General features: G+C 68.8%; 23 protein-coding genes. 4 read left to right on the forward strand and 19 right to left on the reverse strand.

Annotation, left to right across the window (positions count from 1 at the left end; genetic code table 11):
• Positions 1 to 270 precede the first annotated feature (270 nt).
• Together AB0E63_RS31805 and AB0E63_RS31810 are read left to right on the forward strand one after the other, a co-directional pair.
• On the forward strand, positions 271 to 1,470 hold the full coding sequence (locus AB0E63_RS31805; RefSeq protein ID WP_360374452.1) for an MFS transporter: 1,200 nt from the start codon (positions 271 to 273) through the stop codon (positions 1,468 to 1,470).
• Positions 1,471 to 1,589: 119 nt separating this feature from the next.
• On the forward strand, positions 1,590 to 3,290 hold the full coding sequence (locus AB0E63_RS31810; RefSeq protein WP_360374454.1) for a BTAD domain-containing putative transcriptional regulator: 1,701 nt from the start codon (positions 1,590 to 1,592) through the stop codon (positions 3,288 to 3,290).
• Between the two features lie 52 nt (positions 3,291 to 3,342).
• Here the strand turns inward: AB0E63_RS31810 and AB0E63_RS31815 are convergent, their stop codons facing one another.
• On the reverse strand, positions 3,343 to 3,819 hold the full coding sequence (locus tag AB0E63_RS31815) for a hypothetical protein (protein WP_360374456.1): 477 nt from the start codon (positions 3,817 to 3,819) through the stop codon (positions 3,343 to 3,345).
• A gap of 132 nt (positions 3,820 to 3,951) precedes the next feature.
• Positions 3,952 to 4,149, reverse strand: a complete 198-nt coding sequence (locus AB0E63_RS31820; RefSeq protein ID WP_360374458.1) for a hypothetical protein — start codon at positions 4,147 to 4,149, stop codon at positions 3,952 to 3,954.
• A gap of 413 nt (positions 4,150 to 4,562) precedes the next feature.
• On the opposite strand from AB0E63_RS31820, the gene AB0E63_RS31825 reads away from it, so the two are divergent.
• The gene (locus tag AB0E63_RS31825) at positions 4,563 to 5,249 is read left to right on the forward strand and encodes a GAF and ANTAR domain-containing protein (protein ID WP_360374460.1); all 687 of its coding nucleotides are present in this window, start codon (positions 4,563 to 4,565) and stop codon (positions 5,247 to 5,249) included.
• Positions 5,250 to 5,298: 49 nt separating this feature from the next.
• Here AB0E63_RS31825 and AB0E63_RS31830 read toward each other — a convergent pair whose 3' ends face one another.
• The 13 genes from AB0E63_RS31830 to AB0E63_RS31890 all read right to left on the reverse strand — a co-directional run bounded on the left by AB0E63_RS31830 (position 5,299) and on the right by AB0E63_RS31890 (position 21,171).
• Complete coding sequence (locus tag AB0E63_RS31830; RefSeq protein ID WP_360374462.1) at positions 5,299 to 5,472, reverse strand: CsbD family protein; 174 nt, start codon at positions 5,470 to 5,472, stop codon at positions 5,299 to 5,301.
• Between the two features lie 28 nt (positions 5,473 to 5,500).
• On the reverse strand, positions 5,501 to 7,201 hold the full coding sequence (sulP, locus tag AB0E63_RS31835) for a sulfate permease (RefSeq protein ID WP_360374464.1): 1,701 nt from the start codon (positions 7,199 to 7,201) through the stop codon (positions 5,501 to 5,503).
• A gap of 21 nt (positions 7,202 to 7,222) precedes the next feature.
• A complete protein-coding gene (locus tag AB0E63_RS31840) occupies positions 7,223 to 8,869 on the reverse strand; it encodes a helix-turn-helix domain-containing protein (protein ID WP_360374466.1) in 1,647 nt (548 codons plus the stop codon).
• Positions 8,870 to 8,964: 95 nt separating this feature from the next.
• Positions 8,965 to 10,071, reverse strand: coding sequence for an o-succinylbenzoate synthase (menC, locus tag AB0E63_RS31845; RefSeq protein WP_360374468.1), 1,107 nt, complete (start codon positions 10,069 to 10,071; stop codon positions 8,965 to 8,967).
• Entirely contained in the window at positions 10,068 to 10,961 is an 894-nt protein-coding gene (locus AB0E63_RS31850; protein WP_360374470.1) for a GNAT family N-acetyltransferase, read from the reverse strand. The genes menC and AB0E63_RS31850 overlap by 4 nt, the downstream gene beginning before the upstream one ends.
• Complete coding sequence (locus AB0E63_RS31855; protein ID WP_360374472.1) at positions 10,948 to 12,072, reverse strand: M20 family metallopeptidase; 1,125 nt, start codon at positions 12,070 to 12,072, stop codon at positions 10,948 to 10,950. The genes AB0E63_RS31850 and AB0E63_RS31855 overlap by 14 nt, the downstream gene beginning before the upstream one ends.
• A complete protein-coding gene (locus tag AB0E63_RS31860) occupies positions 12,072 to 15,368 on the reverse strand; it encodes a serine hydrolase (RefSeq protein WP_360374474.1) in 3,297 nt (1,098 codons plus the stop codon). The genes AB0E63_RS31855 and AB0E63_RS31860 overlap by 1 nt, the downstream gene beginning before the upstream one ends.
• Positions 15,365 to 16,117: an ATP-binding cassette domain-containing protein gene (locus tag AB0E63_RS31865; RefSeq protein WP_360374476.1), complete on the reverse strand. Its 753-nt coding sequence runs from the start codon at positions 16,115 to 16,117 to the stop codon at positions 15,365 to 15,367. The genes AB0E63_RS31860 and AB0E63_RS31865 overlap by 4 nt, the downstream gene beginning before the upstream one ends.
• Complete coding sequence (locus AB0E63_RS31870) at positions 16,114 to 18,012, reverse strand: dipeptide/oligopeptide/nickel ABC transporter permease/ATP-binding protein (RefSeq protein WP_360374478.1); 1,899 nt, start codon at positions 18,010 to 18,012, stop codon at positions 16,114 to 16,116. The genes AB0E63_RS31865 and AB0E63_RS31870 overlap by 4 nt, the downstream gene beginning before the upstream one ends.
• 1 nt (position 18,013) lies before the next feature.
• Positions 18,014 to 19,003, reverse strand: coding sequence for an ABC transporter permease (locus AB0E63_RS31875; protein WP_360374480.1), 990 nt, complete (start codon positions 19,001 to 19,003; stop codon positions 18,014 to 18,016).
• A gap of 4 nt (positions 19,004 to 19,007) precedes the next feature.
• Positions 19,008 to 20,561, reverse strand: coding sequence for an ABC transporter substrate-binding protein (locus AB0E63_RS31880; RefSeq protein WP_360374482.1), 1,554 nt, complete (start codon positions 20,559 to 20,561; stop codon positions 19,008 to 19,010).
• 38 nt (positions 20,562 to 20,599) lie between these two features.
• Positions 20,600 to 20,848 carry a hypothetical protein gene (locus AB0E63_RS31885; RefSeq protein WP_360374484.1) on the reverse strand — a complete coding sequence of 83 codons (249 nt, stop codon included), beginning with the start codon at positions 20,846 to 20,848 and terminating at the stop codon, positions 20,600 to 20,602.
• Positions 20,836 to 21,171 carry a serine hydrolase gene (locus AB0E63_RS31890; RefSeq protein ID WP_360374486.1) on the reverse strand — a complete coding sequence of 112 codons (336 nt, stop codon included), beginning with the start codon at positions 21,169 to 21,171 and terminating at the stop codon, positions 20,836 to 20,838. Before AB0E63_RS31890 ends, AB0E63_RS31885 begins: the two co-directional genes overlap by 13 nt.
• A 222-nt stretch (positions 21,172 to 21,393) precedes the next feature.
• Between AB0E63_RS31890 and AB0E63_RS31895 the strand changes: the two genes are divergently transcribed.
• Positions 21,394 to 21,612, forward strand: coding sequence for a hypothetical protein (locus tag AB0E63_RS31895; protein ID WP_360374488.1), 219 nt, complete (start codon positions 21,394 to 21,396; stop codon positions 21,610 to 21,612).
• 99 nt (positions 21,613 to 21,711) lie between these two features.
• Here the strand turns inward: AB0E63_RS31895 and AB0E63_RS31900 are convergent, their stop codons facing one another.
• The 4 genes from AB0E63_RS31900 to AB0E63_RS31915 all read right to left on the reverse strand — a co-directional run bounded on the left by AB0E63_RS31900 (position 21,712) and on the right by AB0E63_RS31915 (position 24,568).
• On the reverse strand, positions 21,712 to 22,026 hold the full coding sequence (locus AB0E63_RS31900) for a hypothetical protein (protein ID WP_360374490.1): 315 nt from the start codon (positions 22,024 to 22,026) through the stop codon (positions 21,712 to 21,714).
• Between the two features lie 69 nt (positions 22,027 to 22,095).
• Complete coding sequence (locus AB0E63_RS31905) at positions 22,096 to 22,695, reverse strand: helix-turn-helix domain-containing protein (protein WP_360374492.1); 600 nt, start codon at positions 22,693 to 22,695, stop codon at positions 22,096 to 22,098.
• Entirely contained in the window at positions 22,665 to 23,600 is a 936-nt protein-coding gene (locus tag AB0E63_RS31910) for a GTP-binding protein LepA (protein WP_360374494.1), read from the reverse strand. Before AB0E63_RS31910 ends, AB0E63_RS31905 begins: the two co-directional genes overlap by 31 nt.
• 143 nt (positions 23,601 to 23,743) lie before the next feature.
• Positions 23,744 to 24,568, reverse strand: a complete 825-nt coding sequence (locus AB0E63_RS31915) for an NADPH-dependent oxidoreductase (protein ID WP_360374496.1) — start codon at positions 24,566 to 24,568, stop codon at positions 23,744 to 23,746.
• Positions 24,569 to 24,576 lie beyond the last annotated feature (8 nt).

A 24,576-nucleotide genomic window follows, 5' to 3' on the forward strand; every position in this document is an offset into this window, starting at 1 on the left:
CCGGGCACGCCGAGCCGGATGCACGCTCCAGCATCGGGTTGTCGTTGAGTGCGCGCTCCACTGTGCCGGACAGAGCGTCGTACCCGAGCGGTAGAAGTTGTAGGGAATGGAGCAGGCCAGGGACAGCTCGAAGCTCACCCCGAGCCCCCAACTCCAGCCGAACCGCCGGCCCCCGCCCCACCTGTCAACGGTAGGCCTGAGACAGCGTCTGGCAACGGCGTCGGGACAGTTAGAGTTCGGTAGTCGTCTTACATATCTAGGTGGGGGCTGATGCTGGACCGGTCCGAGTCCGCGCTGCAAATCGTCTTGCGGTCCCGTTTCTACCGTTCTGCGTTCCTGTCCTTGCTGATAGCCGGCATCGGGCTGTCGGCCGCGACTCCTCAGCTGACCCTGTTCCTGGTGCGGGAGCTCGGCACTCCCCTGCCCGTGGCGGGGTTGTACTACGTCACGAACCTGGCCGCCCCTGTCGCCGGCTACCTCGTCGGGCGGTGGTCGGACCGTACTCAAGACCGGCTTCTCTGGTTCCGGGTGTGCACGGTGATCGGAACTGCCGGTTGGCTGGCCATGGCCGCGGCGAACACGGTCTGGCTCCCATTTGTCATCAGCACCGTCGCGCTGAGCATCGCAGGCGGGTCCATGGCCCAGCTGTTCGCCGCATGCCGGGACGAGCTGAGCCGGCACCCGACGAAGGCCGAGAACCGCGTCGTCGCGACCATCCGGATGGCCTTCACCGTCGGGTGGATCCTCGGACCGGTACTGGGCAGCTGGTTCGGCGGTGTCTTCGGGCTCCGAGCGCTGCTGGTCGCCACCGCTACCTGCGTCTTCGCAGCACTCATCCCGCTCGGCCGCCAACGAGTGGAGCGGTACGAGGTGGTGATTCCGCCGCGACCCGAGTCCCGGCGACGGATCGACCACATGATGCCGTTGCTGACCTTCACCGCCATCTGCATCCTGGCGATGACCGGCGACACGATCAAGTTCGGCTACCTGCCGATCTACATGGCCGAGCAACTCCACATCTCCGACTCCGTCCGCGGCGTGGTCATCGGAATCCAGCCCCTTCTCGAACTACTGCTCCTCACCGTCGTGGCGCATCTGGCCGACCGCTTCGGAGCACTCCGCATCATGACGGCGGGGACCGTGCTCGGCCTGGCCGGAAACCTCGCCTACGCCACCAGCACCTCCGTCGCCGGACTCCTCCTCGGACAAGCGTTGACCGCGGGCGTCTGGGCCTGTGTCGGAGCCCTCGGAGTCTCTATCGCCCAGCACCTCTACCCCGAAGGTGTCGCCACCGCGTCCGGCATCTACCTGAGCAGCATCGCCGTCAGCTCCGCCATCGGCGGCACGATCGGCGGCATCGGCGTGGCCGCCATCGGCCTCCCCCACGTCTTCTTCATCCCGGCGTTCCTGACCACGCTCGCCACGGTCGCCTTCGTCGTACTCGACACACGCCTCAAACCGATCAGCTGAATGCGTATCAGCGGGCGCACTCTCTGCGTCCGTACAGGTACAGGTGAGTGCAGAGGGGAGCATCACGATGAGTTGTACTACTGCCGCGCGTCCGCCCAGAGGGGGACCGGTGTAGGGGTATGTACCTGCCGCCGGTCCTAAGGCCCTTGGCGGCCGATGGGCCGATCACCCCGGCAGTCCAGCGCATCGCGGAGGCGCCGTTCACGGTGGTTCGCGGAGTACCGGGTTCCTACGCGGCCGAGCGGTTGGCCGGTGTGGTCGACAGCTGGCAGCGGTGGAACGACTGCGTCTGGCTGCGGGCCCACGACATCCGTTCGGCCGACCTGCCGCATGCCCTCGCAGCGGCCTGCAAGCATCGCTGGTCACCCGGAGCGCCGCTACGACGTGGGCTCGGCGAGGAGCTTGAAGCAGCACCCGAAGGCGCGGTCATCGTGCTCGAGCTCGGGACCCGCGTGACGCCTCGCATCGCCCGGCTGGTCAAGGCGATCCGGCCTGTCATCACCGGTCGCGGACTCAGAATGGTGGTGGTCGCCGAGAGCCGGTTGCATCCGCCGCTCGTCGGCGGACCGGACTGCGTCGTACCGGCGACCGACCTCGTCGACAGTGCTGCTCTCGAGCGCCATTCCTTGGCTCCCCGGCTGCTGACGTACGCCGGTCGGCACCCGGCAGTCCTCGACGACGTACTGGCCTCCGCGCGGTTGTGGTCCCCGGACTCCGTGGACGAAGCGCTCAAGTCGTCGTACGGTCTCCCGTCGTTGCTCGGCCGGCTCACCGCCACGCTGGTCGGCCAACTGACGCCCGAGCAACGCAGCGCACTGCAGGTTGCGCTGACCGTCGGCTATTGGCATCCGCAGATGGGTACCCGCCCGGTCGCTACCGAACAACTTCGCCCTTGGCTGGTGCCGATGGAGCAGCAGTGGGGCTGGCTGCGCCCGATCTGGGTCGCTCCTCTTCGCAGAGAGCTCACCAGTGCCAGACCTCGCAGAGTCGGCAAAACCCCTGAATTGCCAGCGATTCCGGCCACGCAGGCACCGACGCGCCAGGGCATCCTGCAAGCGCGGCTGCTCGGCTCCCTCGAGGTGCGGGTCGACGGCTCGCCGGTCACGTCATGGAACGGCCAGAAGGGGACGAGCGTGCTCCGGTACCTGCTCTACCGCCGGCAGCACGCCTGTTCGCGGGACGAACTGCTCGAGGAGTTCTGGCCCGACGTCCCGGCGGCCGCCGCGCGGAACCGGCTGCAGGTCGCGATCAGCGGTCTGCGCCGGGCGTTCCTCGACGTCACCGCGCTCAACGTCGTCGAGTACGCCGACGGCGGCTACCGGATCAACCCGGAACTTCTCGTCGAGGTCGACGTCGAGACCTTCGAACGCGACCTGCGCGCCGCCGCCGCGGCCGACCGGACCAACGTGCCAGACGAGGCCAGAACGGCGTACCAGCAGGCAATCGCGCTCTACCGTGACGACTTCGCCACCGACGCGCCGTTCGAGCAATGGACCTTGCTGCCGCGTGAGAGCCTGCGGATCAAACTCGTCGATGCACTCGACAGGCTCAGCCACATCGCACTGACCGACCGCCGGACGGACGACTGCATTGCCACAGCGCACCGCATGCTCGACGTCGACCCGTGCCGCGAGGACGCCCACCGGCTGCTGATGCGCTGCTACGCCGCCCAGGGACGGACCTATCAGGCCCTGCGGCAGTACGAGTTCTGCACCCGGATCCTGCAGGCCAGGATCGACGCCAGCCCGGCACCCGACACCATCAAGCTGTACGACGCGATCCGGTCCAGCTCGGCCCTGGAGCCTGAGCAGGCCAACTGATGCGGAGATGGGCACCGCAACCGCGCGGTGCCCATCTCCCCGAAGGCACCGGTCAGACCGGGTTCTCGACCTGGATGATCGGGCCCTCGTTGAACCCGGTCATGTCGAAGCCCGGGGCGCCCAGCGTGCTGTCGAGGAACACCGAGACGACCAGCTTGTAGATGCCACTGGTCTGGCTGCCCGGGTTGCCCTCGTCCAGGGTGTTCGGCGGAACCGTGAGCTCGACGGCGTAGTCCGAGACCGCCGGGTCGGCGGCCACCGTGTTGTCACTGGCGAGCAAGAGCTCCGGACCGCCGCCGATGGACTCGGCGAACACCTGTACGTTCCACCGGCCGCCGAGCGCGGACAGCCAGAGCGGCCGGAGCAGACCGGTGATCTTCCACGCCACCTTGATCTTGAACGAGTCGTTCCGGTTCAGGACGTGGTTGCCGACCTCGAACGGCGGGAACGTACCGGCCGGGTCGATCACGACCACGGTGGTGATGTCGCCCTCGATCAGGCCGGGAATGTTGGGATCGAACTGCTGCATGACTACTCCCCCTGGTACGGGCGGGCCCACGATTGATCCGCCTCGCACCGAGGGTCGCGCGCGGCACTGAGCCGGCGGCCACAGCAGTGCTGAGCGTCGGCGCTCAGCCTTCGCTAAGGGGGAAAGCGCAGGTCAGTCGCTGATTCCGAGGGAGATCTCCAGACCGTTCGTACCTCCGGAGTGCACGGCGAAGAAGTCGCCCCGGTCCAGCACCGTCAGCCCTCCCGACCGCTTGAACACCAGTCGACGGCCGCATCCGTCGTACGGACAGACGAACAGGAGCTCGGCTCCGTTGTCGGCCTCGAGAACCATCCGGTGGTGGGGATTCATGCCAACCTCCTCGGCGCAGCGATCACCGCGAGCCACTGACCGACATAGTTCCCCACCAAGCACCCAACATCCACCGGTGGTGTCCGCTAAGCGGTCGACTCAGAGAATTTCGGTATACACGATCCGAAATCCGCTTCTAGTGTGGAATTGCTCGCCTGGCGGTTGTAACCCCCACAACCGGACAGCCTGACCGAAATGCGCTGGGTCGCGCGACCCTCACCCCAAGAGGCGTGCCACTGCCCCGCCCGGTCCAAGCCGTTGTCCGGCACCGCCAGGCGGCCTGCGTTTCCCCACCCGCCGCGGCTCCGGCTCGTACCGCGCAGCACTCTTACCCGCCAGGGTGCATGATGGCACCAGGGTGTGCTCCGGAAAGTGGGCGCGTTTCCCGTTGTGCGACCCCTCGGGAGTCGTTGGTGTCCCTGGACCAGAGGTCGGCCGAAGATTTCGGCCAGTTCGCGCTCGACCTGCATGACCTCGGTGGAGTCGAAGAGACCGTCGAAGCCGTGGTTCAGTTCGCCCGGCAGGCGGTGTGGTGCAAACATGCCTCCGTCGTGCTCATCACGCGCGGCCGGCGGCCGGAGATCATGGCATTGACCGACCCGCAGCTCGCCGACCTGTATCACCAGCAGATCGCTGCCGGTATCGGGCCCCTCCTCACCGTGGTCGAAACCGGCGAGCCGCTGCTCATCCCGGATGTGACCGCCGAAGCCAGGTGGTCACCGCAGTGGAGCGAGCAGGTCATGGCGGTCGGCATCCGGTCGGCGATGCATCTGCCGTTGCTCTCCGGTGGCCACGCCGCGGCGGTGATGAGTTTGTACTGCGACGAGCCTGACGGGTTCGAGGTCGACGACATCGCCATTGCCCACATCCTCGCCCGGCACGCCTCGGTCGCGATCGCCGTGGCCCGCAACGACGCGTCCATGGCGCAGGCCGTCGACGCCCGCAAGCTCGTCGGCCAGGCCATGGGAATCCTGATGGAACGCTACGACCTCGACGGCGACCGTGCCTTCGACGTCCTCAAGCGCTACTCCCAGGACAACAACCGCAAGCTACGCGACGTCGCCCAAGAACTGATCGACACCCGCAAACTCCCGCACTGAAACCGCGTGCCGCCAGGTGTCATTCCTGGCGGCATCACTCCCTACGGACTCAGTCCTTGAAGGCGTCCTTGACCTTCTCGCCGGCTTGCTTGAGGTTTGCCTTGGTCTGGTCCGCCTGGCCTTCGGCTTGCAGGTCGCGGTCGTCGGTGGCGTCGCCGGCCTTCTCCTTGACCTTTCCCTTGGCCTCTTCGGCCGCATTCCGAAGTTTGTCGTCCGCACCCATCGATCTCTCCTGACCTGGTTCCGATGTTCTAGGTCTCGGGTGCCCCTCCCCCGCCACTCCATGCGTGGAAGGCTTCTACTGCGGTGGGGAGGGTGTAGAAGACGCGGTCCGGGCCCAGGCGGTCCAGGAAGCCGGCGGCTTGGAGGTCGTCGCGGAGTTCTTGTTTGACGCGGGCCAGGGCGAGGGTGATGCCGCGGTCGGCGAGTTCTTCGCGCAGCGAGTCGAGGGCGTCGATCGCGGTGATGTCGATCTCGATGTTCGCCTCGGTGTTGAGGAGCAGCCAGCGGACCGGCGTACCGGCGGTGTCGACCGCGGCCAGGGCGCGGCGGCGGAAGTTTTCGGCGTTCGCGAAGAACAGCGGGGAGTCGTAGCGATAGACCACGAGCCCTGGGACGGGCTGGGCGTCGGGGTAGTCGTCGACGTCGTGCATGCCCGCGATACCTGGCACGTAGCCGAGGATGCCGTCGTGCGGTCGCGCGACCCGGCGCAGCACGTCGAGCACCGACAACGCGACCGCCACGAGTACGCCGTACAGGACGTTGAGAGCGATCACGCCGATAGTCGTTGCCACCGCCAACAACAACTCACTGAACCGGAAGGACGCGATCCGGCGGAACTCGCCGAGCTCGATCAGCCGGAGGGCCGCGAAGACCACAAGCGCTCCGAGCGCCGGGATCGGGAACGTCGAGAGCAGCGGCCCCGCGAACAGCAGGGTCGCGACGATCACCGCAGCCGCGACCAGCGAATACACCTGGCTCTTCGCTCCGGATGCCTGAGCGACCGCCGTACGGCTTCCACTACTGCTGACCGGGAAACCACGGACCAAGCCCGCGCTGATGTTCGCCAACCCGAGAACCAGCAACTCCCGGTCGGCATCGACGCGCTCATCACCTCTGGCCGCAAAGGCCCGGCCGGTCAGCACAGTGTCCGTGTAGCCGACCAGCGCAACCCCGAGCGCGGGCAGTGCGAGCAGTGCGAGATCTTCTCCGGTCAGCGCAGGCACGTGCAGCTCCGGAAGGCCGCTCGGCACCTGACCGACCAGCGCCACGCCCTTGTCCTCCAGTCCCGCCGCCCACGCGACGAAAGCGGCCAGCGCAACGACGATCAGCGGCCCAGGCAGCCGGGGTGCCCAGCGCGCCAGCGCCAGCAACGACGCCAAGGCGGTCACCGACAACAGCACCGGCGCCAGCTGCCACTCGCCGAACAACCGGATCGCAGACAACACCTCGGCCGGCGGCGAGTCTCCGCTCACAGGAGCGCCGGTCAGCCGCCCGAGCTGACCGGCGATCATGATCACCGCGATACCCGCCATGTAGCCGACGAGTACCGGCTTCGACAACAGATCCGCAAGAAACCCCAGCCGGGCCAGCCAGCCCACCACACAGATCGCGCCGACCAGCAACGCCAGTACGGCGGCCAGCAGCGCATAGCGAGCCGGATCACCCGCTGCCAGCGGCCCGATCGCCGCTGCGGTCAGCAACGCGGTCGTGGACTCCGGCCCGAGCGACAGCAACCGAGATGTGCCGAGCAGGAAGTAGATCACCAGCGGCGCCAGTGCGACCCAGAGCCCGGTCACCGCGGGCAGCCCGGCCAGCTGGGCATACGCCATCACCTGCGGGACGAAGTACGCCGCCACCGTGACGCCCGCGATCAGGTCGGAACGAAGCCAGGCCACGCGGTACTGACGAAGTGTCGCAACCCCGGGAGACGACAATCTCCAGCCCGCCATCGCGAACCCCCCTCGCCTCGATCATTGTGCACGCGACCCCGGCCCCAGGACACGCAACTGGAGCTGGATGCCGAAGCGTACGTCGGGATCGTCGAGGTCGAGAGCACCGACGTCGACGGCGCGGCGGAGGCGGTAGCGGAAGGTGTTGGGGTGCACATGCAGCGTCTCTGACGCGGCCGTGACATCGCCGAAGAAGTCCAGCCAGGCCTGCAAGGTCTCGAGCAGGTTGCTCTGGTGCAGGCCGTCGTAGTGGATCAGCCGCGCCAGCGGGTCGCTCGGGCGGTCGCCGCGCGAGGTCGCCAGATCACGCATCTCGAGGATCAAGGCCTCCACCTGCACGTCGGCCAGCCGCGCGATCCGGGAGCCGCTGCGACGCTCACGAAGAACCCGCAGCGCACGATCGGCGCAGTCCCGGGCATGAACGATGCCGGGCAGATCCCGCGCGACCGGGCCGATACCGACGATCGGGCACATCCGGTCGCCGACCCGATGGAGGAAGTCGGTCGCCATCCGCACGACCCGGTGCTCGCCGTCGTCGTTCGCGGTCGGCACCGGGACGAGACCGTAGACGACTGCGCCGACCTGAGCGGCGGCCGCTCGGGACTGGACCGCCCCGAGGTGCACCGCGAGCGCGTCGCCGAGTCGTTCCAGCTCCTGGGCGACCGCTGCCCCCTCAGTGACGGATTCCCGGACGGCGACCGCGAGTACGACGAGCGGCTGGCGGGCGAGGCCCAGCCGTTCCAGCGCCTCGTGGGCTCCGACGCCGCCTTCGAGGACGGAGCTGAGTAGATCGGTCCGCAACCGCCGTCGGACATCCGCGCCCGCACGCACCCGCATCAGATGGAGGGCAACCAACTTCGCAGCCTCCAGCATCGCCTCGGCGCGCTTGTCACTCAGCGGTCCGTGCACCGCCGCCCAGATCGAACCGAGAAACTGGTCGCCGGCCCGGACCGCGACTGCGACGCGCGGCATCGTCAGACCGTCCGGATCGTTGGGCAGTGGGTAGATGTACACCGGCTGATCGCTGCGGTGCAGCTCGCGGAAGACCCCCCGCTCGGACAGCACCCGGGAGAACCGCTCGGGCACCTGCCGGCCGAGGATGGTCTCGACCCGCGAGGAATCCGCCTCGTCCTGCCGGCCGGAGAACGCCAGTACGCGCGAGCTGCGGTCCTCGATCGTGATCGGTGCGTCGAGCAACGCTGCCACCGCGTTCGCCACCGCGAACAGGTCGCCGGACGGCATGCCGCCCAAGGACTCGTCCTCCATCTGACCGACGTCGTCCTCGGCGAGCAAGGACCGCAGCATCGCGGCGAGGTGAGCCCAGGGCACACCACGGCTGAGGCCGATCAGGGCGACCTGCGAGGTGTCGGCCGCGGCCCGCACCGCGGGCGTCAACGGTACGGGCGCCCGCAGTACGAGCGCCGCCGCTTCCGCTCGCCCCAACTGCTCGAGGACGTCGACGACCTCCGCCGGTTCGTCCAGGCCCACACCCAGCATCAGAGCGTGTGGAGGCAGCGATGGAGCGTCGACCCGGTCGTGGATCACGACTCCACTGACGTCGACCGTGTGCTCGGGATCGCCGCGCACCAGGTCGAGCAACGTCGCACCGAGGTCGTCGAGGATCCTGGCCAGACTCGCGCGCGGCCGCGCGCCAGGGATCGAGCTCATCGCGGGGAGCACCTCCCGACGGTAGGCGTCGTCCCGAGCAGGCTACTTTGTCCAGGCGGACAAGATCTAGGGTTCTGATTCGTCCGCGTCGACAATCAGACCGCCAGCCACTCCATCCCGGTGGTGACCTCCTCGAGCCGTTCGGCGACCGGTACGACCCCGAGTCCGGCGCCGGTCGGTACGGCGAGATGCCCGTCCTCCAGGACAAAGGGTTCGGTGATGTCGGTGCGGTAGTAGCGCGACGACCCCGAAGTGTCCCCAGGGAGCGTGAAGCCCGGCAGGGCCGCGAGCGCGACGTTGCCGGCCCGGCCGATACCGGTCTCGAGCATGCCGCCACACCAGACCGGGATCCCGTGGGCGACGCACACGTCGTGGATGCGACGGGCCTCGAGATAACCGCCCACCCGGCCAGGCTTGATGTTCACTACATCGCAGGCGCCCATTCGGATCGCTGCCGCGGCCGACCGCGCAGAGGTGATCGACTCGTCCAGACAGACCGGGGTGTTGATCAGCTTCGCGAGATCCGCATGGCCGAGTACGTCCTCCTCGTCGAGCGGCTGCTCGATCAGCAGCAGCCCGAACGCGTCCAGCTGTGCCAGGTGCCGCGCGTCCGCGATGGTGTACGCCGTGTTCGCGTCGACCTGCAGCAGTACGTCGTCGCCGAACCGTTCACGCACTGCCCGCACCGGCTCGATGTCCCAGCCGGGCTCGATCTTCAGCTTGATCCGCAGGTACCCCTCGTCGAGATACCCGCCGACCGCGTCGAGCAGCGCCGGGATGCTGTCCATGATCCCGACCGAAACCCCGCACGGCACACGTTCGTGCACGGCACCGAGCTCACGAGCGAACGAGCGTCCCGTCGCCCGCAGCTCAGCGTCGAGCACGGCGGCTTCGAGTGCTGCCTTGGCCATCCGATGACCCCGGATCGGCTCCAGCACCGGTGCGACGAGCTGCGCCTCGAGCGGTCCAGCCGCCGCAAGCGCAGGAACGAGAAACCTCCGCAGTACGTCGGCCGCACCCTCGACGTACTCGGATGAGTACAGCGGTTCCGTCATCGCCACGCACTCGCCCCAACCCTCGGCCTCGTCGGTGACGACGCGGACCAGCAGCACGTCACGGGTGGTCTGCGAACCGAAGGACGTCCGGAACGGCGCGACGAGCGGCATCGCGATGTGCCGCAGTTCGACCCCGGTGAGCTTCATTCGCCTCTCCTCACGACGTACCAACCGGCGCGGTCGAACCCGGTGATCCGCGCGCCGTCGGACAGCAGCTCTGCCAGCGTTTCGCGGACCGCTGTCCGCCACTGCCGTGCGATCGCGGGCTCGGTCACCCGCAACGCCTCGATGTCGGCCGGCACCGCGACGAGGCAGGTCGTCCCGGTCGACCGGCCGGCGACCGGTTTGCCGGCACCCGACCGGCCGAGGGCCACCACCGCGCCTGCGGCGACCTCGCTCTCAGCGGATGACGACCCTGCCGCGGCCCGGTCGCAGGCCGCGGCGACGGCGGGATCGGCAAGCTGCCAGCGCACCAGCAGCCGGTCCGACTCATCTCCATCATTGATCGAATCGGTCATCGGGCCGTAGAAGTTGGGCAGGTACTCGTCGGTCTGTGCGCCGAGCTTCACGAGGTTGAAGTAGGCGTTGCGGCTGACCAACGGATCGAAGGTCCACGCAACTTCGGAGACTCCGCGTTGCAGCGCCCACGATCGCTGGTGAAGCTTGAGTGCGAACCCAACCCCGTGCCCGGTGCCGTTCCGCGAGACACCGGCGATGTGGCTGTGCAACGCGTCCTCGGCAGGCGCGTGGAAGAAGCCGACACAGGCACCGACAAGTCGCGGTCCGTCGAACGCGCCCCCGACGTAGTTGCCGGCTTTCGTCAGCGCCCGCAAGAGCTCGACCGACACCTGCGGGTTGCTACCGCGACCCCAGATCTCCACGTAGAGGCGTACGACGTCCTCGAGCTCCGGCAGCTCGACGAGCTCGCGCACCACGACGCGCGCCGCCACGGCCGCGGAATCGGCCGCGCGGGCGGCTCGGTCCCGGACGGGATCCGTCAGCACCTCCAGGCCGCCAAGTGGCTCAGGTCTGATCATGGTGGGTCCCCGTCGTCTCGAGTTGGTGGATCGGATCGGCCAGCAGGTCGTCGATCAGTGCCCGCAGCAGGTCGGTCCGCGCTGCGAGCGGCTCGACGAGTACGTGCTCGTCGTCGGCATGCGCTCCTCCCCCGACCGCGCCGAGGCCGTCGAGGGTCGGCGTACCCACGCCTGCGGTGAAGTTTCCGTCCGAGGCCCCACCGACCGCCGCCGAGGTCGGCTCCGGCAGGCCCAGTCGCCTGGCGACGGTGCGGACCCGCTCGAACAGCTGGGCGGACGACTCGGCCTCCAGCGGCGGCCGGTTCGGTCCGCCACTGACCAGCACCTGTGCAGCCGAGAGGACTGGCCGAAGGTTGCGGATCGCGGTGTCGACCCGGTCCTGCTCGGCGCGAGTCCTGGTCCGCACGTCAACCGAGAACGACCCCTCGGCCGGCACGGTGTTGCTGGTCGTGCCCGCGCGCGAGACGGTCGGGGTGACCGTCGTACCGACCTCGGGAGACGTCAGCGCACTCACCGCCAGCGCCTGATGTGCAAGCTCCAAGGTGGCGTTCACACCCCGCTCGGGATCCAGTCCCGCGTGAGCGGCCCGCCCGACGAGCTGTACGTCGTACAGGGAGACGCCCTTGCGCTCGGTCTTCAGTGCACCGCCGTCGGCGGACGCCTCGAGGACCAGGGTCACCTCGGCCCGGCGGGCCTCCTCCTCGATCAGTTCCCGTGACGAGGGTGAGCCGAGCTCCTCATCACCGGTGACGAGGAGCGTGACCCCGTCGCGGCCCGCGGCCGCATGGAAGGCCATCGCGAGTCCGGCCTTCATGTCGAAACAGCCCGGGCCGCGCAGGACGCCGCCCTCGACCGAATACGGCCGGGTGGCGAGCGAACCGAGCGGCCAGACCGTGTCGTGATGCCCGAGCAGCAGAACCCGCGAACCGCCGCCGATCCGCCAGCGCAGGTGGGTGCGCCCGTCCACCACGATCCAGTCGGGTTCGACGCCGAGCCGCGCGGTGCCGACCCGCTCCACCACGGCGGCGGAGCGGGCGACCGCGGACAGGTCGGACGACGGCGACTCGCACTCGACCAGGGCGCGGATGTCGGACAGCAGGTCGGTCAGCATCAGTCCGCCCGCGGTGTCGCGCGGACGCCGAAGTGGACGTACCGCTCGCCGGTCGGCAGCGCGTAGAAGGTCACCGGCAGCCAGGTCTCGGCCGAGGGCGGCTTGACCACGAACAGCCCGGGCCCGACCGGGACCATCGGGAACTCCTCCACCGGATTCGGCTGCAGCTCGGCCAGCGGGCCGGTGAGGATCGTCCGCAGCAGCGGACCGTCGTCGGTCGCCTCGACCTCCATCCGAACCGAGGCTCGCTCGTAGCCCCCGACGTACGGCGTGATGTCGACGGTCACCGGTTCGGCCGGCGGAGCCAACGGCGCCGGCATGTCGACGCCGGCGACCTCGGCGAAGATCTCGCGGTACAGATCCTGGTAGAGATCGCGGGTGTTGCCGCCGTTCGTCAACAGGCTGACGGCCAGCCCTGCGTCGGGAAGGACCCGCAGGAAGGCTGCCTGGCCGATCGTGTTGCCGTCGTGGCCGTACAACCGGTGCCCGTCCCAGCCGAAGCGGATCCACCCCAGTCCCCACGAGTCGCCGCGGGCGTACTTGTCAGGAAGATCGGCCTGGTGCGCGGCCATGGCGGTCGCGCTGTCCTCCGCGAGAACCCGCGTGCCGTCGGCGATCGTGCCGCCGGTCAGGTGCAACCGGGCGAAGGCCAGCACGTCCGCGACAGTCGACGTCACCAGTCCGGCGGGTCCAAGGGATCGCGGCAACCCCCAGACCGGGGCCGGCTGCTGCGTGCCGTCGTTCTCGATGTGTCCCACGGCCGCCGAGAACAGCAACGCATCCTCCGGCAGGGTGCTGGTGTGGATCAGCCCGAGCGGGGTGAACAGCTGCTCCCGCATCGCCGCGTCCCACGTCTTCCCGGTGACCTTCTCGATCACCCGTCCGAGCAGGGAGTAACCCGAGTTGCAGTACGACCAGGTCGCGCCGAGCGGGTGGTTCTGTGCCGCGTCGGCCAGCAGGTCGACGTACTTCTCCAGGCAGTCGTCGCCGCGGCCGGTGTCGGTGAAGATGTCGCCGTCGATCCCGCTGGTGTGGGTCAGGAGGTGCCGCAGGGTCACGGACTTGGTCACCTCGGGATCGCGCAGCCGCAGTTCCGGCAGCACCTCAACAAGCGGAGCGTCGAGGTCGAGCAGTCCCTCGTCGACCAGACGCATCGCGACCGTTGCCGTCCACACCTTCGTGATGGAGCCGATCTGGAAGACCGACTCGGCGCTCACCGGGGCCGCGGTCCTCAGGTTGAGTACGCCGTACGACGCCACCACCTGCTCATCCGCTTCGCCCTCGTGCAGGCGCAGGATGCCGAGCTGGGCACCCGGAACACCGTGCCGCTCGGCGAGTTGCGCCAGCCGCCGCTGCCAATGCGCAACGTCGATCCGCCCGCGTCCCGCGTGCACTGTGTACTGCTCGACCCAGTCGACAACGCGACGGTTGTAGTCGAGCCGTTGCGACGGCGGACCGCTGACGATGAACAGGTGCGACGCGTCCGGGTACAGCACCAACCGCGTCGGTACGCCGAGTTGCCGCAACGCAGTGTGCCACTCCTGGGCCTGGCCGACCGGGCATCGCACGTCGGCCCCACCGTGCAGCACGAGTGTCGGCGTCCGTACGGCGCTCACGTTGGTGATCGGCGACATCGCGGCGAATCGCTCCGGCTCCGCCCAGGGCGTCCCGTTGAGCTCGAGCACGTTGAGGAAATGCCCCTCGTCGCTGGTACCACCCATGCTCACCAGGTCACTCACCACGCCGCCCGCCACCGCGGCGGCGAACCGATCGTCGTGCCCGGTCAGCCAGCACGTCATGAAACCGCCGTAGCTGTAGCCGGTGACCGCCAGCCGATCGCGGTCCACCAGTCCTTCCGCGACGAGCTGATCGACGGGCTCGAGGAAGTCGTTGCCGTCAGCAACGCCCCAGCCACCCTTCACGCCGTTGTAGAAGGCCGAACCGTAGCCGTCGCTGCCGCGCGGGTTGATCAGCAGCACCGTCCAGCCGCGGGCCGCGAGCTCCTGGTGATAGAGATGCACCTCGTCGGCGGCGGCATTCCAGGCATTGTGCGGACCGCCGTGAATGTCGAGCAGCAGCGGACTCGGTCCGGTCCGCTCCGGATCACGGACCAGCCAGCCGGAGACGCTCGTACCATCGGAGATCGTGAACGTCCGCTCCTCGCGAAGGAACAGCTCGACCTCGCTCACCGCGGCGCCGTGCTCAGTCAGTACCTTCAGGTCCGTACTCGCGAGGTCCACCACACAGATCTCGCCGTACGACGTGGGCGTGGCGAGCGCGCTCGCAGCCTTGCCCGCGGCAACGGACAGGCCGGACACCACTCGCCCATCTCCCGCAATGACCGGGCGAGCGTCACTGCCGTCGAGTGCGACCGACCACAGGTTCGAACAGCCACGGTCGCGGACACAGAGGTACACGCGGCCTTCGTGCTCGTGCGGCCGACCGCCCGGGTACGCCGCCGCGCCGGGCATCACGTTGCGATCAAGGGAAGCGGACAGGTCGACGATCTCGCCTCCGTCCAGCGGGACGCGCAGCAGGCTTGCGTGCCCTTCCGGGTCGCCGAGCCATCCGACGACCAAGAGTGCGCTTCCGTCTGAGGAGTAGTCGACAGTCCCCGCAACGCCTTCGGTCAGTGCGATCACCTGTGGCTTGGCCTTCGGGTCATCGACCGCGAGGGTGTGAACGGCTGTGCGGTACCGCAGGTCGCTGTCGGTTCCGACGCGGCGGGCGAACGCGATCGTCGTACTGTCCGGCGACCAGCTCAGCGCGCCGACGCTCTCCGAACCATCGGTGAGCTGGCTCAGCTTGCGTGTCTCCGGCTCGATCACGTGCAGCTGGGCGCGGGCAGCGCCGTACAGGCCTGCGCCATCCGCTTGATAGTCCAGCCCGTCCGATACCAACGGCCCGCTCGCACCGCCGGCCGGATCGACCGGTGCACTGAACGCCAATCGAGTGCCGTCCGGGCTCCACGCCGGCGCGCCCGCACCGAGGGCAAGGTCGGTCACACTCTCGGGTTCGCCACCGTCAGCCGCGAGTACGGCGAGCTGGCCGTCACGGAGGAACGCGAGCCGCGAGCCGTCCGGTGACCAGACCGGTCCGGTGTCGCTCGGGCCGCTGGTGAGTTGCCGTGCCGTCCCACCGTCGGTCGGGACCAGCCACAACCGGTCGACGTTGCGGTCCTCCTCGGCGTCGAGAGTCCTCACCACGTAGGCGATCCGGGATCCGTCCGGGGACAACGCGGGCTGGGACGGGACCACGAGGCCGGTGAGATCATCGATGCGCATCCGTCGGGTCATGATGTGCTCCTGTCGGTCGCGCCCTGCCGCCCGGGTACGGCGGCGAGCAGCTCACGGGTGTAGTCGTCGCGGGGATCGGCCAGCACCTGTTCGGTGGGACCGTGCTCGACGATCCGGCCGCGATACATGACAGCGATGTGCGCCGCGACGTAGCGGACCACCGCGAGGTTGTGCGAGATGAAGAGGATGGACAAGCCGAGCTCGCGCTGCAGCTCGCGCACCAGGTTCAGTACGGCGCCCTGGATCGAGACGTCGAGCGCCGACGTGATCTCGTCGGCGATCACGACCTCGGGACGGCCGGCCAGCGCGCGGGCCAGGGCGACCCGCTGGCGCTGACCACCGGACAGCTCGGCCGGGTAGGACCTGGCCTGCGCCGGATCGAGGTGCACGAGCTCGAGGAGGCGCGCGACCTCGGCTCGCCGCTCGGCCCGTGAACTGCCGGGCGGGATCGTCTCGGCGACGCTCTCCCCGATCCGCATCCGTGGGTCGAGTGCGGAGTACGGATCCTGGAAGACCAGCTGCAACGGTCGCTGCCGCCCGCGGGTCGGAACGGGCCGGCCATCGAGCCGGATCTGCCCGGCGTGCAAGGGCGCGAGCCCCACGGCAGCGCGAGCGAGGGTGGACTTGCCCGACCCCGATTCGCCCACCAGCCCGACGATCTGACCAGCCGGAACGGTCAGGCTGACCCCGTCGACCGCGGTCGTCCGTCCGTAACAGACGCTGACGTCGTCGAAGTGCAACTCGCTCATGGTGCCTCCACCAACTCGTCGATCGCCTCGTCCAGGTCCAGCGGCTCGCCCGGATGCCAGCACGCGACCCGACGTTCGGAGCCGTCCGCGATCAGCGCTGGGTCCTCAGCACGGCAACGCTCGTCGGCCAGCGGACACCGGTCCGCGAACGCACAGCCCACCGGGACCTCCGCGGGCGCAACCGGACGGCCCGGGATCACCGCGAGCGGACGATCGAGGTCGGTGTCCAGATCGGGGACGGCGGCAACCAACGCCCGCGTGTACGGATGACGAGCCGCGGTCGTCAGCTCGTCCGCCGGGAGATCCTCGACGATGCGACCGGCGTACATCACCAGCACGCGGTCACACACCTCGCGGACGACGGTCACGTCGTGACTGATGAGAACCAGCGCGACATCGTCGGCCCGGCGGATCGAGTCGAGCAGGTCGAGGACCTGTCGCTGGACGGTGACGTCGAGCGCGGTGGTCGGCTCGTCGGCCACGATCAAGGCCGGCGTACCCATCAGCCCCATGGCGATCATCGCCCGCTGGCGCATGCCGCCGGAGAACTCGTGCGGGTACTGCCGGACCCGGCGATCGGCGCCGGGAATCCGGACCGCACGCAACCGATCCACGGCACGGGCCATGGCATCCTTGCGACCCAGACCCTGGTGATGGTGCGCGACCTCGGCGAGCTGCCCACCCACTCGACGCGTGGGGTTGAGCGAGGTCATCGGATCCTGGAACACCATGGCGAGCGACGTTCCGAGTAGCCGCTGCCGCGCCTTGGTGTCACGGCCCAGCAGGTCGGTGCCGAGCAACTCGAGCCGGTCGGCTTCGACCCGTCCTGGTACGTCGACCAGCCCGGACACAGCGAGCGCGGTGAGCGACTTGCCCGAACCCGACTCGCCCACGACACCGAGTGCCTCGCCGCGCCGTACGACGAACGAGACGCCGCGGACGGGGTGGATGTCGCCGGTCGGTCCGGGGAAGCTGACGGTCAGGTCGTCCACGTGCAACACAACGTCGGGCTGATCGCTGCTTCCCTTCACTGAGGACGTTTCGGGTACGGGACTCGAGACTCCGCCGACCTTGTTGGTGATACCGAGGCCCTTGGCAACGGTCTCGCCGAACAGGTTGAACGCCAGGCCCGCCAGCAGCACGGCGGCGCCAGGTGCTAGCGCCGCGGCCGGGTTCACGTAGATCGCGCTGATGCCGTCGTACAGCAACCGGCCCCAGTCGTACGCCGGCGGCTGCACACCGAGTCCGAGGAACGAGAGCCCCGCGAAGGCCAGCAACGCGCCGCCGGCAGCGATCGTGGCATTGACGATCAATGGCTCGGCGATGTTCGGCAGGATGTGCCGGAACAGGATGCGGACCCGATTGACGCCCGCGATCCGCGACGCCGCGACGAAGTCCCGAGCAGCCAGCCCGGCGACGAGCGTCTGGGTGAGCCGGGCGAACGCCGGTGCGCCGGCGAACCCGATCGCGAGTACCGCGCCGGTCGCGCCGACGCCGAAGATCACCGCGAAGAACAGTGCGAGCAACAGACCCGGGAAGGCGACCACGACGTTCACGGCCGCCGACACGAACCGTCCACCGCGCCGGCCGAGCAGGAACGGCGCCGCTCCGAGGATCAGGCCGGCGACGATCGCGATGGCAGTCGCAGCGAGGGCGAGCGCGACCGACAACCGGCCGGCGACCAGCACGCGGTAGAGGATGTCGCGGCCGAGGTTGTCGGTTCCCACCCAGTGCGCGCCGGACGGACCGGCCAGGATGTCACCGGTGTCGACCACGTTCGCCCGGGTGGTCCAGAGCTCTGGCCCGAGGACGGCGAGGACCAGGATCATCGCCACCAGGACGGTCGCGGTGAGCCCGAGCGGCGTGCGGAGTACGGCGTACCACCGTCGCTTCATCTCAGTCCTCCCGGATCACGGAGCGCGGATCGAGCAGCGCGAGCGCCACGTCGACGACGGTGTTCGCGAGCAGGACGCCCACGCCGTACACCAGGACGATGCCCTGGACGACCGGGTAATCCTTGCTGAGGATCGACTGCACGATCGTCATCCCCAGGCCCGGCCAGCTGAAGACGTTCTCGATCAGCACGGTCCCGGCGACCATCGAACTCAGGATCAGGGCGCCGAGGGTGAGCGCTGCGGTCGCCGCATTGGGCAGCGCATGGCCGAGGTAGACCGTCCGGGCCGGGAGGCGCTTGGCACGGGCGGTGCGAATGAAGTCCGCGTCCAGCACGCTGACCATCTCGACCCGAAGGATGCGCGCCAGGATCGCCGCCGGACCGAGTGCCAGGCACAGCACGGGAAGGACGTACGCGCCGGCCGTCTGGTTGCCCGCGACCGGCAGCCAGTGCAGGCTCACGCCGAAGACGAAGACCAGTCCGACACCGATCAGGAAGTCGGGAATGATCCCGAGCACGACGCTGACCGCGGTGAACCCGAGCTCGGTCCGGCGGCCGTGCCCTCGCCGCGTCAGCACGCCGACGACGACACCCACCGGTACGGCGATCGCCACGGCGAGCGCGAACGCGAGCACCGCCAGGATCACCGTGGCCGGCAGCCGCTGGGCGATCACGTCGGAGACCGGTAGCTGCGACTGCAGCGAGGTGCCGAGGTCACCGCTGAAGAGTCGCTTGAGGTAGTCGGCGTACTGCATCCACAGTGGGTCGTCGAGCCCGAGCTCCAACCGCTTGGCCGCGACCAGGTCGGCCGGTGCCGTCGGTCCCAACGCGGCCCGGATCGGGTCGCCCGGAATCAGGTGGATCATCAGGAACGACGCCGTCACGACCACCCACAGGGAGACGAGCAGGCGGCCGAGACGTCGTACGCCGAAGCGCACCCAGGCGTGTGACCAGAGGGCTTGCCGGGTTTCGGCTGGAATCGTGGTGGCCATCTGGTCAGTGCGCCAGCATGCGGATGCTGGTCGGGACGATCTGCCCCGGAGTCTCGAACCGCGCCTTGGCTCCGAACGTCTTGACCGGGCTGTTGGCAAACGGCACCAGATCCGCGTCGGCGACGATGGCCGACTCGGCCTCCAGCCACGTGGCACAGCTGTCCTTGCCGGACAACGCGGTGGCCTTGGCGACCGTCGCCTCGTACTTGGCGTTGTGGATGCCGGAGAAGTTCGTCCCATTCGGAGCGGCCGGTCCGGACAGGAACGGCACCACTCCGTCGGGACTGTTGACGTTGAGCGGGACCCAGGCGATGTCCCAGTCACCGGCGCTGAAGATGGTCTCGGTCAGCGTGGACGCGGCCTGGCCTCTCGCGGTCACCTTGACGCCGGCCGCCTGCCACTGCTGGACGGCGAGCTCCGCGGCCGCCGCCATCCCACTGCCCCGGCTGTTGTCGTAGAGGAAGGTGAGTGGCGGGACGTTCGCCTTCTGCAAGGCCGCCTTCGCCGCTTCGACGTTCCGCGTGGGCAGGCTCTTCGAGACGGAGTCACCCGGGCAGGCGACCGCGCCGATGGTGGCCAAGGTCGTTGCCGGTCCACCCTTTCCGGACGTCAGCACCTTCTGGAGCTCGGCCAGATCGAGCGCCTGGGTGAGCGCCATCCTGACCGCGGGGTCGCTCGCTGCCCTCCCCTTGGCGTGGTTGTACCACTGCTCGCCGATCAGGGCGGTCGTCTCGGCCGCGAACAGGCCCGACTTCTCCAGCCGGTCCGCATCCGGGCCGATCACCGTGGCGGCGTTGAGTCCGCCGGACAGCAGCAGGTTCGCGGCCGTCGTCTCGTTCTGGATGACCTTCATCACGATCGTGTCGGGCATCCCCGCGGTGGCGGTGGTCGCGCCGTTCGGTCCCCAGGTGTAGCCCTCGCGGATCTTGTAGGTGTAGTGGTCGCCGGGAGCGGCCTCGGTCAGCTGGTAAGGCCCGGTTCCCGCGGTCGTCCGGGCCAGCGACTTGCGGTCCTGCAGGCCGTTCGGGCACACGATCGGCAGGCTCGCCAGTCCGTTCAGGACGAACGGCGCGGGCGTGGCGAGGGTGAGCGTCACGGTCCCGGCCGCGTCGTCGGCCTTGGCGGTGGCGCCGACCGGGAGGAAGGTGCCGAGGAACGGACTCTTGTTCTTCGGATCGCCGACGTACGCGACGTTGGCGGCGACGTCGGAGGCCTTCAGCGCCGTACCGTCGGCGCAGTTGATGCCGTCGGCAAGCGTCAGGGTGACGGTCTTGCCGCTCACCGCCCACTTGGTGGCCAGGCCGGACCGGATCTCACCGTCGTCGGACTTGACCGACAGCAGCGAGTCGTAGGCCAGCTGGGTGACGGTGAAGAGCGCGCTCGCAGCCGACGACTGCGGGTCCAGGTTCCCCGGGTCGGTCGAGAGCGCCATCGTGAACGTGCCGCCGTCCACCACGGCGGCTGCGTCGCCACCGCCGGACGGATCGCTCTTATTGCCGCAGGCAACTAGGAGGGCGAGGGCGAGCACGGCGCCGGTGGTGGCGGCAGGCAGTTTCATATCGGAGTCCGTTCCGTCGGTGAGGGGTGGTCCGCTGCTCAGACGCCGGCGCGCCGGACGGCGCGACCCATGTGCAGGTAACGGGCGTGGCCGTCGCCCTGATCGCCGATGAACACGTACGGCAGGTACATCCCCCGGTCGGCCTCGAGCGGGATCAGCCGGTCGGTGCCGTAGGGCACGAGCTCCTTGCGCTCGGCCTGCTCCCCCAGTTCCACGAACAGCCCCTTCGGTGCCTGGACGAGCCAGATCCGGCCGTCGTCGTCCTGGCTGACGGTCAGCTCGACCACGTCCGCTTCGTAGGTCCCGACGTACCGGCTCGCGTCGATCCGCCCCGGGTATCCGCGCCGCGGCATCCTCGTCGGCGATCCGGAACTCCGGAAGATACGTACGGATCTAGCGTGCCGGTCCACAACTTCGCGATCGACCCGATCTGGAACACCGAGTCGGCGGTCGCCTCGACCTCTGTCGCCTTGCTCAGCACCCCCGCGGCGCCGTCCAGGACCTCGCCACCCGCCAGAACCGCCCAAGCCACTCCCGGCACCTCGTGCCGAGCGATCGCCGCCGGAACATACTCCCCCAGCCACTTCCCGACCTCTCCCAAACCAGTCATGCGGACAAGCTAGGCACCCCGTCCACCCGGGTATCTGTCCCACCCAACAGAATCCCGCCCACCCCTCTGTCCCCCACAACAACCACCCCGGACCGGTCAGTTTTGTATCAACTCGTAGCGCTGGACGGTCCGATCTACGACCACACCTTCGAGATCAGCGTTCTCGATCCCGGGGGTTCGGGTCTACGCAGTCACCTTCGGCTAGATCAGGGGGGTCCGGCCATGTCAGATCAAGTTCCTGCGGTTGCCGACACTCAGCGGCGACGAGTGCGCGTCTGGTTCGGGAGCCACGTGATCGCCGAGCTCATCGCCGTACCGGCCACCGCGGACCGTTACGCCGCGGCGATGGACCGAAGGTTCGGTGGTCTGCGGATCACCAACGACCCCATGCCCGGCACAGGCCGCGCCGAAGACGCTGCGCCACCGCTCTGGTCGCCCTGAGCGAGCACAGCACAGCGAGCAGTCACCAGACCGGTGGGCGGGCGTTCAGAGTCTCCTCAGCGCCCGCCCGCCGTGCCAACCGGTTCTTGGGGCAGTCGGTCAGGAGCGGTCGTAGTGGCTCGGGGGGAACGGGTGGCGTTCGGTCAGCGGATAGGCCTCGCCCTCCGCCTCCTCCCGGCGCAGCTCCGCCTGTGCCTCCTGGAACTCCTCGGACTCGGTCACATCGGTCGGCACCGGGTCGTCCGTCGCCGGCGGCACGTCGTCCGGGTCGTAGTCGTCGATACCGGCCTCGACGCGCTCCTGCTCGGTCCGGCGGGCCAGGTCGTCGTCGTCCGGCCGGATCGACGATGCCCCACCGTGCTCGCGCCGATCACGCCGAGCATCCTCAGTAGTCTCGAACGGTTCCTCCGTCATCACTCCTCCTCAGCCCATGACCCCACCAACCACCCATTAATCCCCCGCTGACCCGGTTCGCGGTAGGGGTCAGTGCGGGGTGACGAGGGATTGTTCGAGGAGGGCGATCATGGCGGCGTGCCGTTTGGCGGCGGTGTGGGCCTCGCCCAGGGCGATGATGTCGAGGAAGACCCGGCTGACGATGAGCTCGGCGGCGGTCTGGACCCGGGCGCGGTCGGCGACGACGTCGTCGGCTCCACTGAGGACGTCGGCGACCGTGGTGGCGGCTTCGGCGAACAGTTCGGCGGCGCGGGCGGCGATCTCGGGGTGTGACTGTGCTTCCCGGAAGACGATGATCCTCGGGTAGCGGTTGCGCTCGAGTTCCGCGGCGACGACGGACACGATCGCGCGGAGCCGGCTGTGCACCGTGCGGCCGCGCGCGGCGGAGCGGATCACCTCGCTCGGGGTCGGCCGCTCGTGGACGATGGCCAGCAGGAGGTCCAGCTTGGTGGCGAAGTGGTAGAACACCAGGCTGGACGGAACACCGGCCTCCTGCGCGATGCGTGCCGTCGACGAAGCGTCGTACCCATGCTCGGCGAACAACCGCTCGGCGGTCTCGACGATCGCCTGCCGCTTGCTGCTGTGCTTGGTGGGGGTGGTCACCCCTTGGCCCGTCCGAACCTGGCCCACCAGCGATCTCCATCCTTGTCCACAGCCGATTCCGCGGCCCGGCGGAAGGCCTCGAAGACATAGTCCGGCACCCGGAGACCGCGCCGGTGAGCCCACAGTAACTCGTGCTCGACCCGGCCGACCTGGCGGGCGTAGTGCAGCAGGTCCGCCTCGTCGCCGGCACTGATGCCCAGCGCGCGAATCGCCTGCCCGAACTCCGCCCGCTGCCGGTCATTGCTGACCCCTACCGGCCCGAACGTCCGCCGCCGCAAGGTGCGCACCAGCCACCGCTGCCAGGCACTCAACTGACCCCAGAGCTCGCGGGCTGCGATCTGGTAATAGGCGAAATGGCCAGGCTCCTGGCGACGGATCGGCGCGACCACGGTGGCGGCGACGGTCCGCTCGCCCAGCTCTTGCAAGCCGGCATGAAGCTTGTTGTAGGCAAGCACCGCGGACCGTTCCGTCGCCAGCCCGGTGAGGTAGTAGAGCATCCGGCTCACGTCTTGTACGGCGCTCACCCGGCCGAGGGCACCGAGCAGCCGGAGCTGAAAGGACACGTCGGTCACGTTGGGCTCGGCGGCGTCGAGACCAGCGAGGATCTGGAGGCGATCGAGGATCAGCCCGTGGCGCGTCTCCTGCGGGAGCCACACGTGGGCGTAGAAATGCCGATCGACCTCGGGCGGATCGGGCAGCAGCAGGTTGAGTTCCAGGACGTTGCGCTCGACCTCGAGCTCGACGCGGGACATGTAGGACAGCACGGGCCCGAACCGCTCGGCCAGCAGGTCCGGCCGGTTCATCGTGTAGTCGACGCTGTCCAGCGGGATCGGCGGGTGCTCCTCCCCCAGCCGATCGACATGGTCGGCCAGTCGCGAGTCTCCCCGTCGCCGGCCGCTTCGCGGCGGAACAGCCACATTCGTCAGCGCCATCGTCGGCACCTCACTCCGGTCCAGAGCTTTGCTTCGATCCAGCACTTGAAAGCGTAACAAACAAACCTGACTGATCAGTCAGTCAAGTAATGTGACGTCGCCGACAGGTGGTGTGATCGCGTGTAGTTGCTACTGGCAACCGTTCAGCGGAGCTGGAAGCCTTGAGTGTGAAGGGCGTCACGCAGATGTTCGCGACCGTTCAGACCGGCGACAGTGCCGAAGCGGCGGGCGACTCGTTTCGCCCAGCTGTCGGGAAGGCCGGCCGCGGCGTAGAAGGTGTTGAGCAGTTCCTCGTAGGTCTCGACGTGGGCCGTCTGCGGCTCCAAGGCGTAGCGCTCGTGGTGCAGGACGGCCTGTTGCGGGAGGCGAGGCTTGACGGCGCTCTCGGCCACGCGATCCGGGTGACCGATCGTCAGGCCGAAGACCGGGAAGACATTCGGCGGCAGGTCCAGCTCCGCCGCGACGTCGAGCGGCCGGTTCCGGATGGCGCCCACGAAGACCGTGCCGAGACCCAGCGACTCCGCGGCCAGAGACGCGTTCTGGGCCGCGAGGGCCACGTCGACGAACGACAGTACGGCGGCCTCGACGAAGTCCGCGCCTTCAGCGGTCGCCGAGTCAACTCCCGTGGTCACCTGGCGCGCCCGGGCGAGATCGGCCAGCCAGACCAGGAACAACGGCGCCTCGACGATGAACTGCTGATCGCCCGCGAGGTGCGCGAGCCGGGCACGACGCTCGTCGTCGCGCACGGCCACGACACTCCACAGCTGCAGGTTGCCCGACGTCGGCGCCGACTGTGCCGCGGCGATCAGCGCCGACAGTGTCGCGTCGGACACGGGCTCCGGGCGATAGCTCCGCACGGATCGGTGATCCAGCTGCTGCGCGAGTATGTCGGTCCATTCGGCCGGCGGATCGAGCGTCGGCTCGGATCCGTACCGCAGCCGATAGGACGCTTCCGGGGATACAGTCATGAACTCTC

It is taken from the genome of Kribbella sp. NPDC026596 (assembly GCF_040638415.1).
Taxonomy (GTDB): domain Bacteria; phylum Actinomycetota; class Actinomycetes; order Propionibacteriales; family Kribbellaceae; genus Kribbella.

What these genes read in the sequence shown, in the direction of transcription:
- AB0E63_RS31890 (WP_360374486.1), bottom strand. Translation starts at nt 21,171, where the DNA reads ATGACTGGTTTGGGAGAGGTCGGGAAGTGGCTGGGGGAGTATGTTCCG.
- sulP (WP_360374464.1), bottom strand. Translation starts at nt 7,201, where the DNA reads ATGGCGGGCTGGAGATTGTCGTCTCCCGGGGTTGCGACACTTCGTCAG.
- AB0E63_RS31865 (WP_360374476.1), bottom strand. Translation starts at nt 16,117, where the DNA reads ATGAGCGAGTTGCACTTCGACGACGTCAGCGTCTGTTACGGACGGACG.
- AB0E63_RS31815 (WP_360374456.1), bottom strand. Translation starts at nt 3,819, where the DNA reads ATGCAGCAGTTCGATCCCAACATTCCCGGCCTGATCGAGGGCGACATC.
- AB0E63_RS31820 (WP_360374458.1), bottom strand. Translation starts at nt 4,149, where the DNA reads ATGAATCCCCACCACCGGATGGTTCTCGAGGCCGACAACGGAGCCGAG.
- AB0E63_RS31810 (WP_360374454.1), top strand. Translation starts at nt 1,590, where the DNA reads ATGTACCTGCCGCCGGTCCTAAGGCCCTTGGCGGCCGATGGGCCGATC.
- AB0E63_RS31830 (WP_360374462.1), bottom strand. Translation starts at nt 5,472, where the DNA reads ATGGGTGCGGACGACAAACTTCGGAATGCGGCCGAAGAGGCCAAGGGA.
- AB0E63_RS31900 (WP_360374490.1), bottom strand. Translation starts at nt 22,026, where the DNA reads ATGACGGAGGAACCGTTCGAGACTACTGAGGATGCTCGGCGTGATCGG.
- AB0E63_RS31915 (WP_360374496.1), bottom strand. Translation starts at nt 24,568, where the DNA reads ATGACTGTATCCCCGGAAGCGTCCTATCGGCTGCGGTACGGATCCGAG.
- AB0E63_RS31855 (WP_360374472.1), bottom strand. Translation starts at nt 12,072, where the DNA reads ATGCTGACCGACCTGCTGTCCGACATCCGCGCCCTGGTCGAGTGCGAG.
- AB0E63_RS31875 (WP_360374480.1), bottom strand. Translation starts at nt 19,003, where the DNA reads ATGGCCACCACGATTCCAGCCGAAACCCGGCAAGCCCTCTGGTCACAC.
- AB0E63_RS31805 (WP_360374452.1), top strand. Translation starts at nt 271, where the DNA reads ATGCTGGACCGGTCCGAGTCCGCGCTGCAAATCGTCTTGCGGTCCCGT.
- AB0E63_RS31840 (WP_360374466.1), bottom strand. Translation starts at nt 8,869, where the DNA reads ATGAGCTCGATCCCTGGCGCGCGGCCGCGCGCGAGTCTGGCCAGGATC.
- AB0E63_RS31880 (WP_360374482.1), bottom strand. Translation starts at nt 20,561, where the DNA reads ATGAAACTGCCTGCCGCCACCACCGGCGCCGTGCTCGCCCTCGCCCTC.
- AB0E63_RS31850 (WP_360374470.1), bottom strand. Translation starts at nt 10,961, where the DNA reads ATGATCAGACCTGAGCCACTTGGCGGCCTGGAGGTGCTGACGGATCCC.
- AB0E63_RS31895 (WP_360374488.1), top strand. Translation starts at nt 21,394, where the DNA reads ATGTCAGATCAAGTTCCTGCGGTTGCCGACACTCAGCGGCGACGAGTG.
- AB0E63_RS31910 (WP_360374494.1), bottom strand. Translation starts at nt 23,600, where the DNA reads ATGGCGCTGACGAATGTGGCTGTTCCGCCGCGAAGCGGCCGGCGACGG.
- AB0E63_RS31860 (WP_360374474.1), bottom strand. Translation starts at nt 15,368, where the DNA reads ATGACCCGACGGATGCGCATCGATGATCTCACCGGCCTCGTGGTCCCG.
- AB0E63_RS31870 (WP_360374478.1), bottom strand. Translation starts at nt 18,012, where the DNA reads ATGAAGCGACGGTGGTACGCCGTACTCCGCACGCCGCTCGGGCTCACC.
- menC (WP_360374468.1), bottom strand. Translation starts at nt 10,071, where the DNA reads ATGAAGCTCACCGGGGTCGAACTGCGGCACATCGCGATGCCGCTCGTC.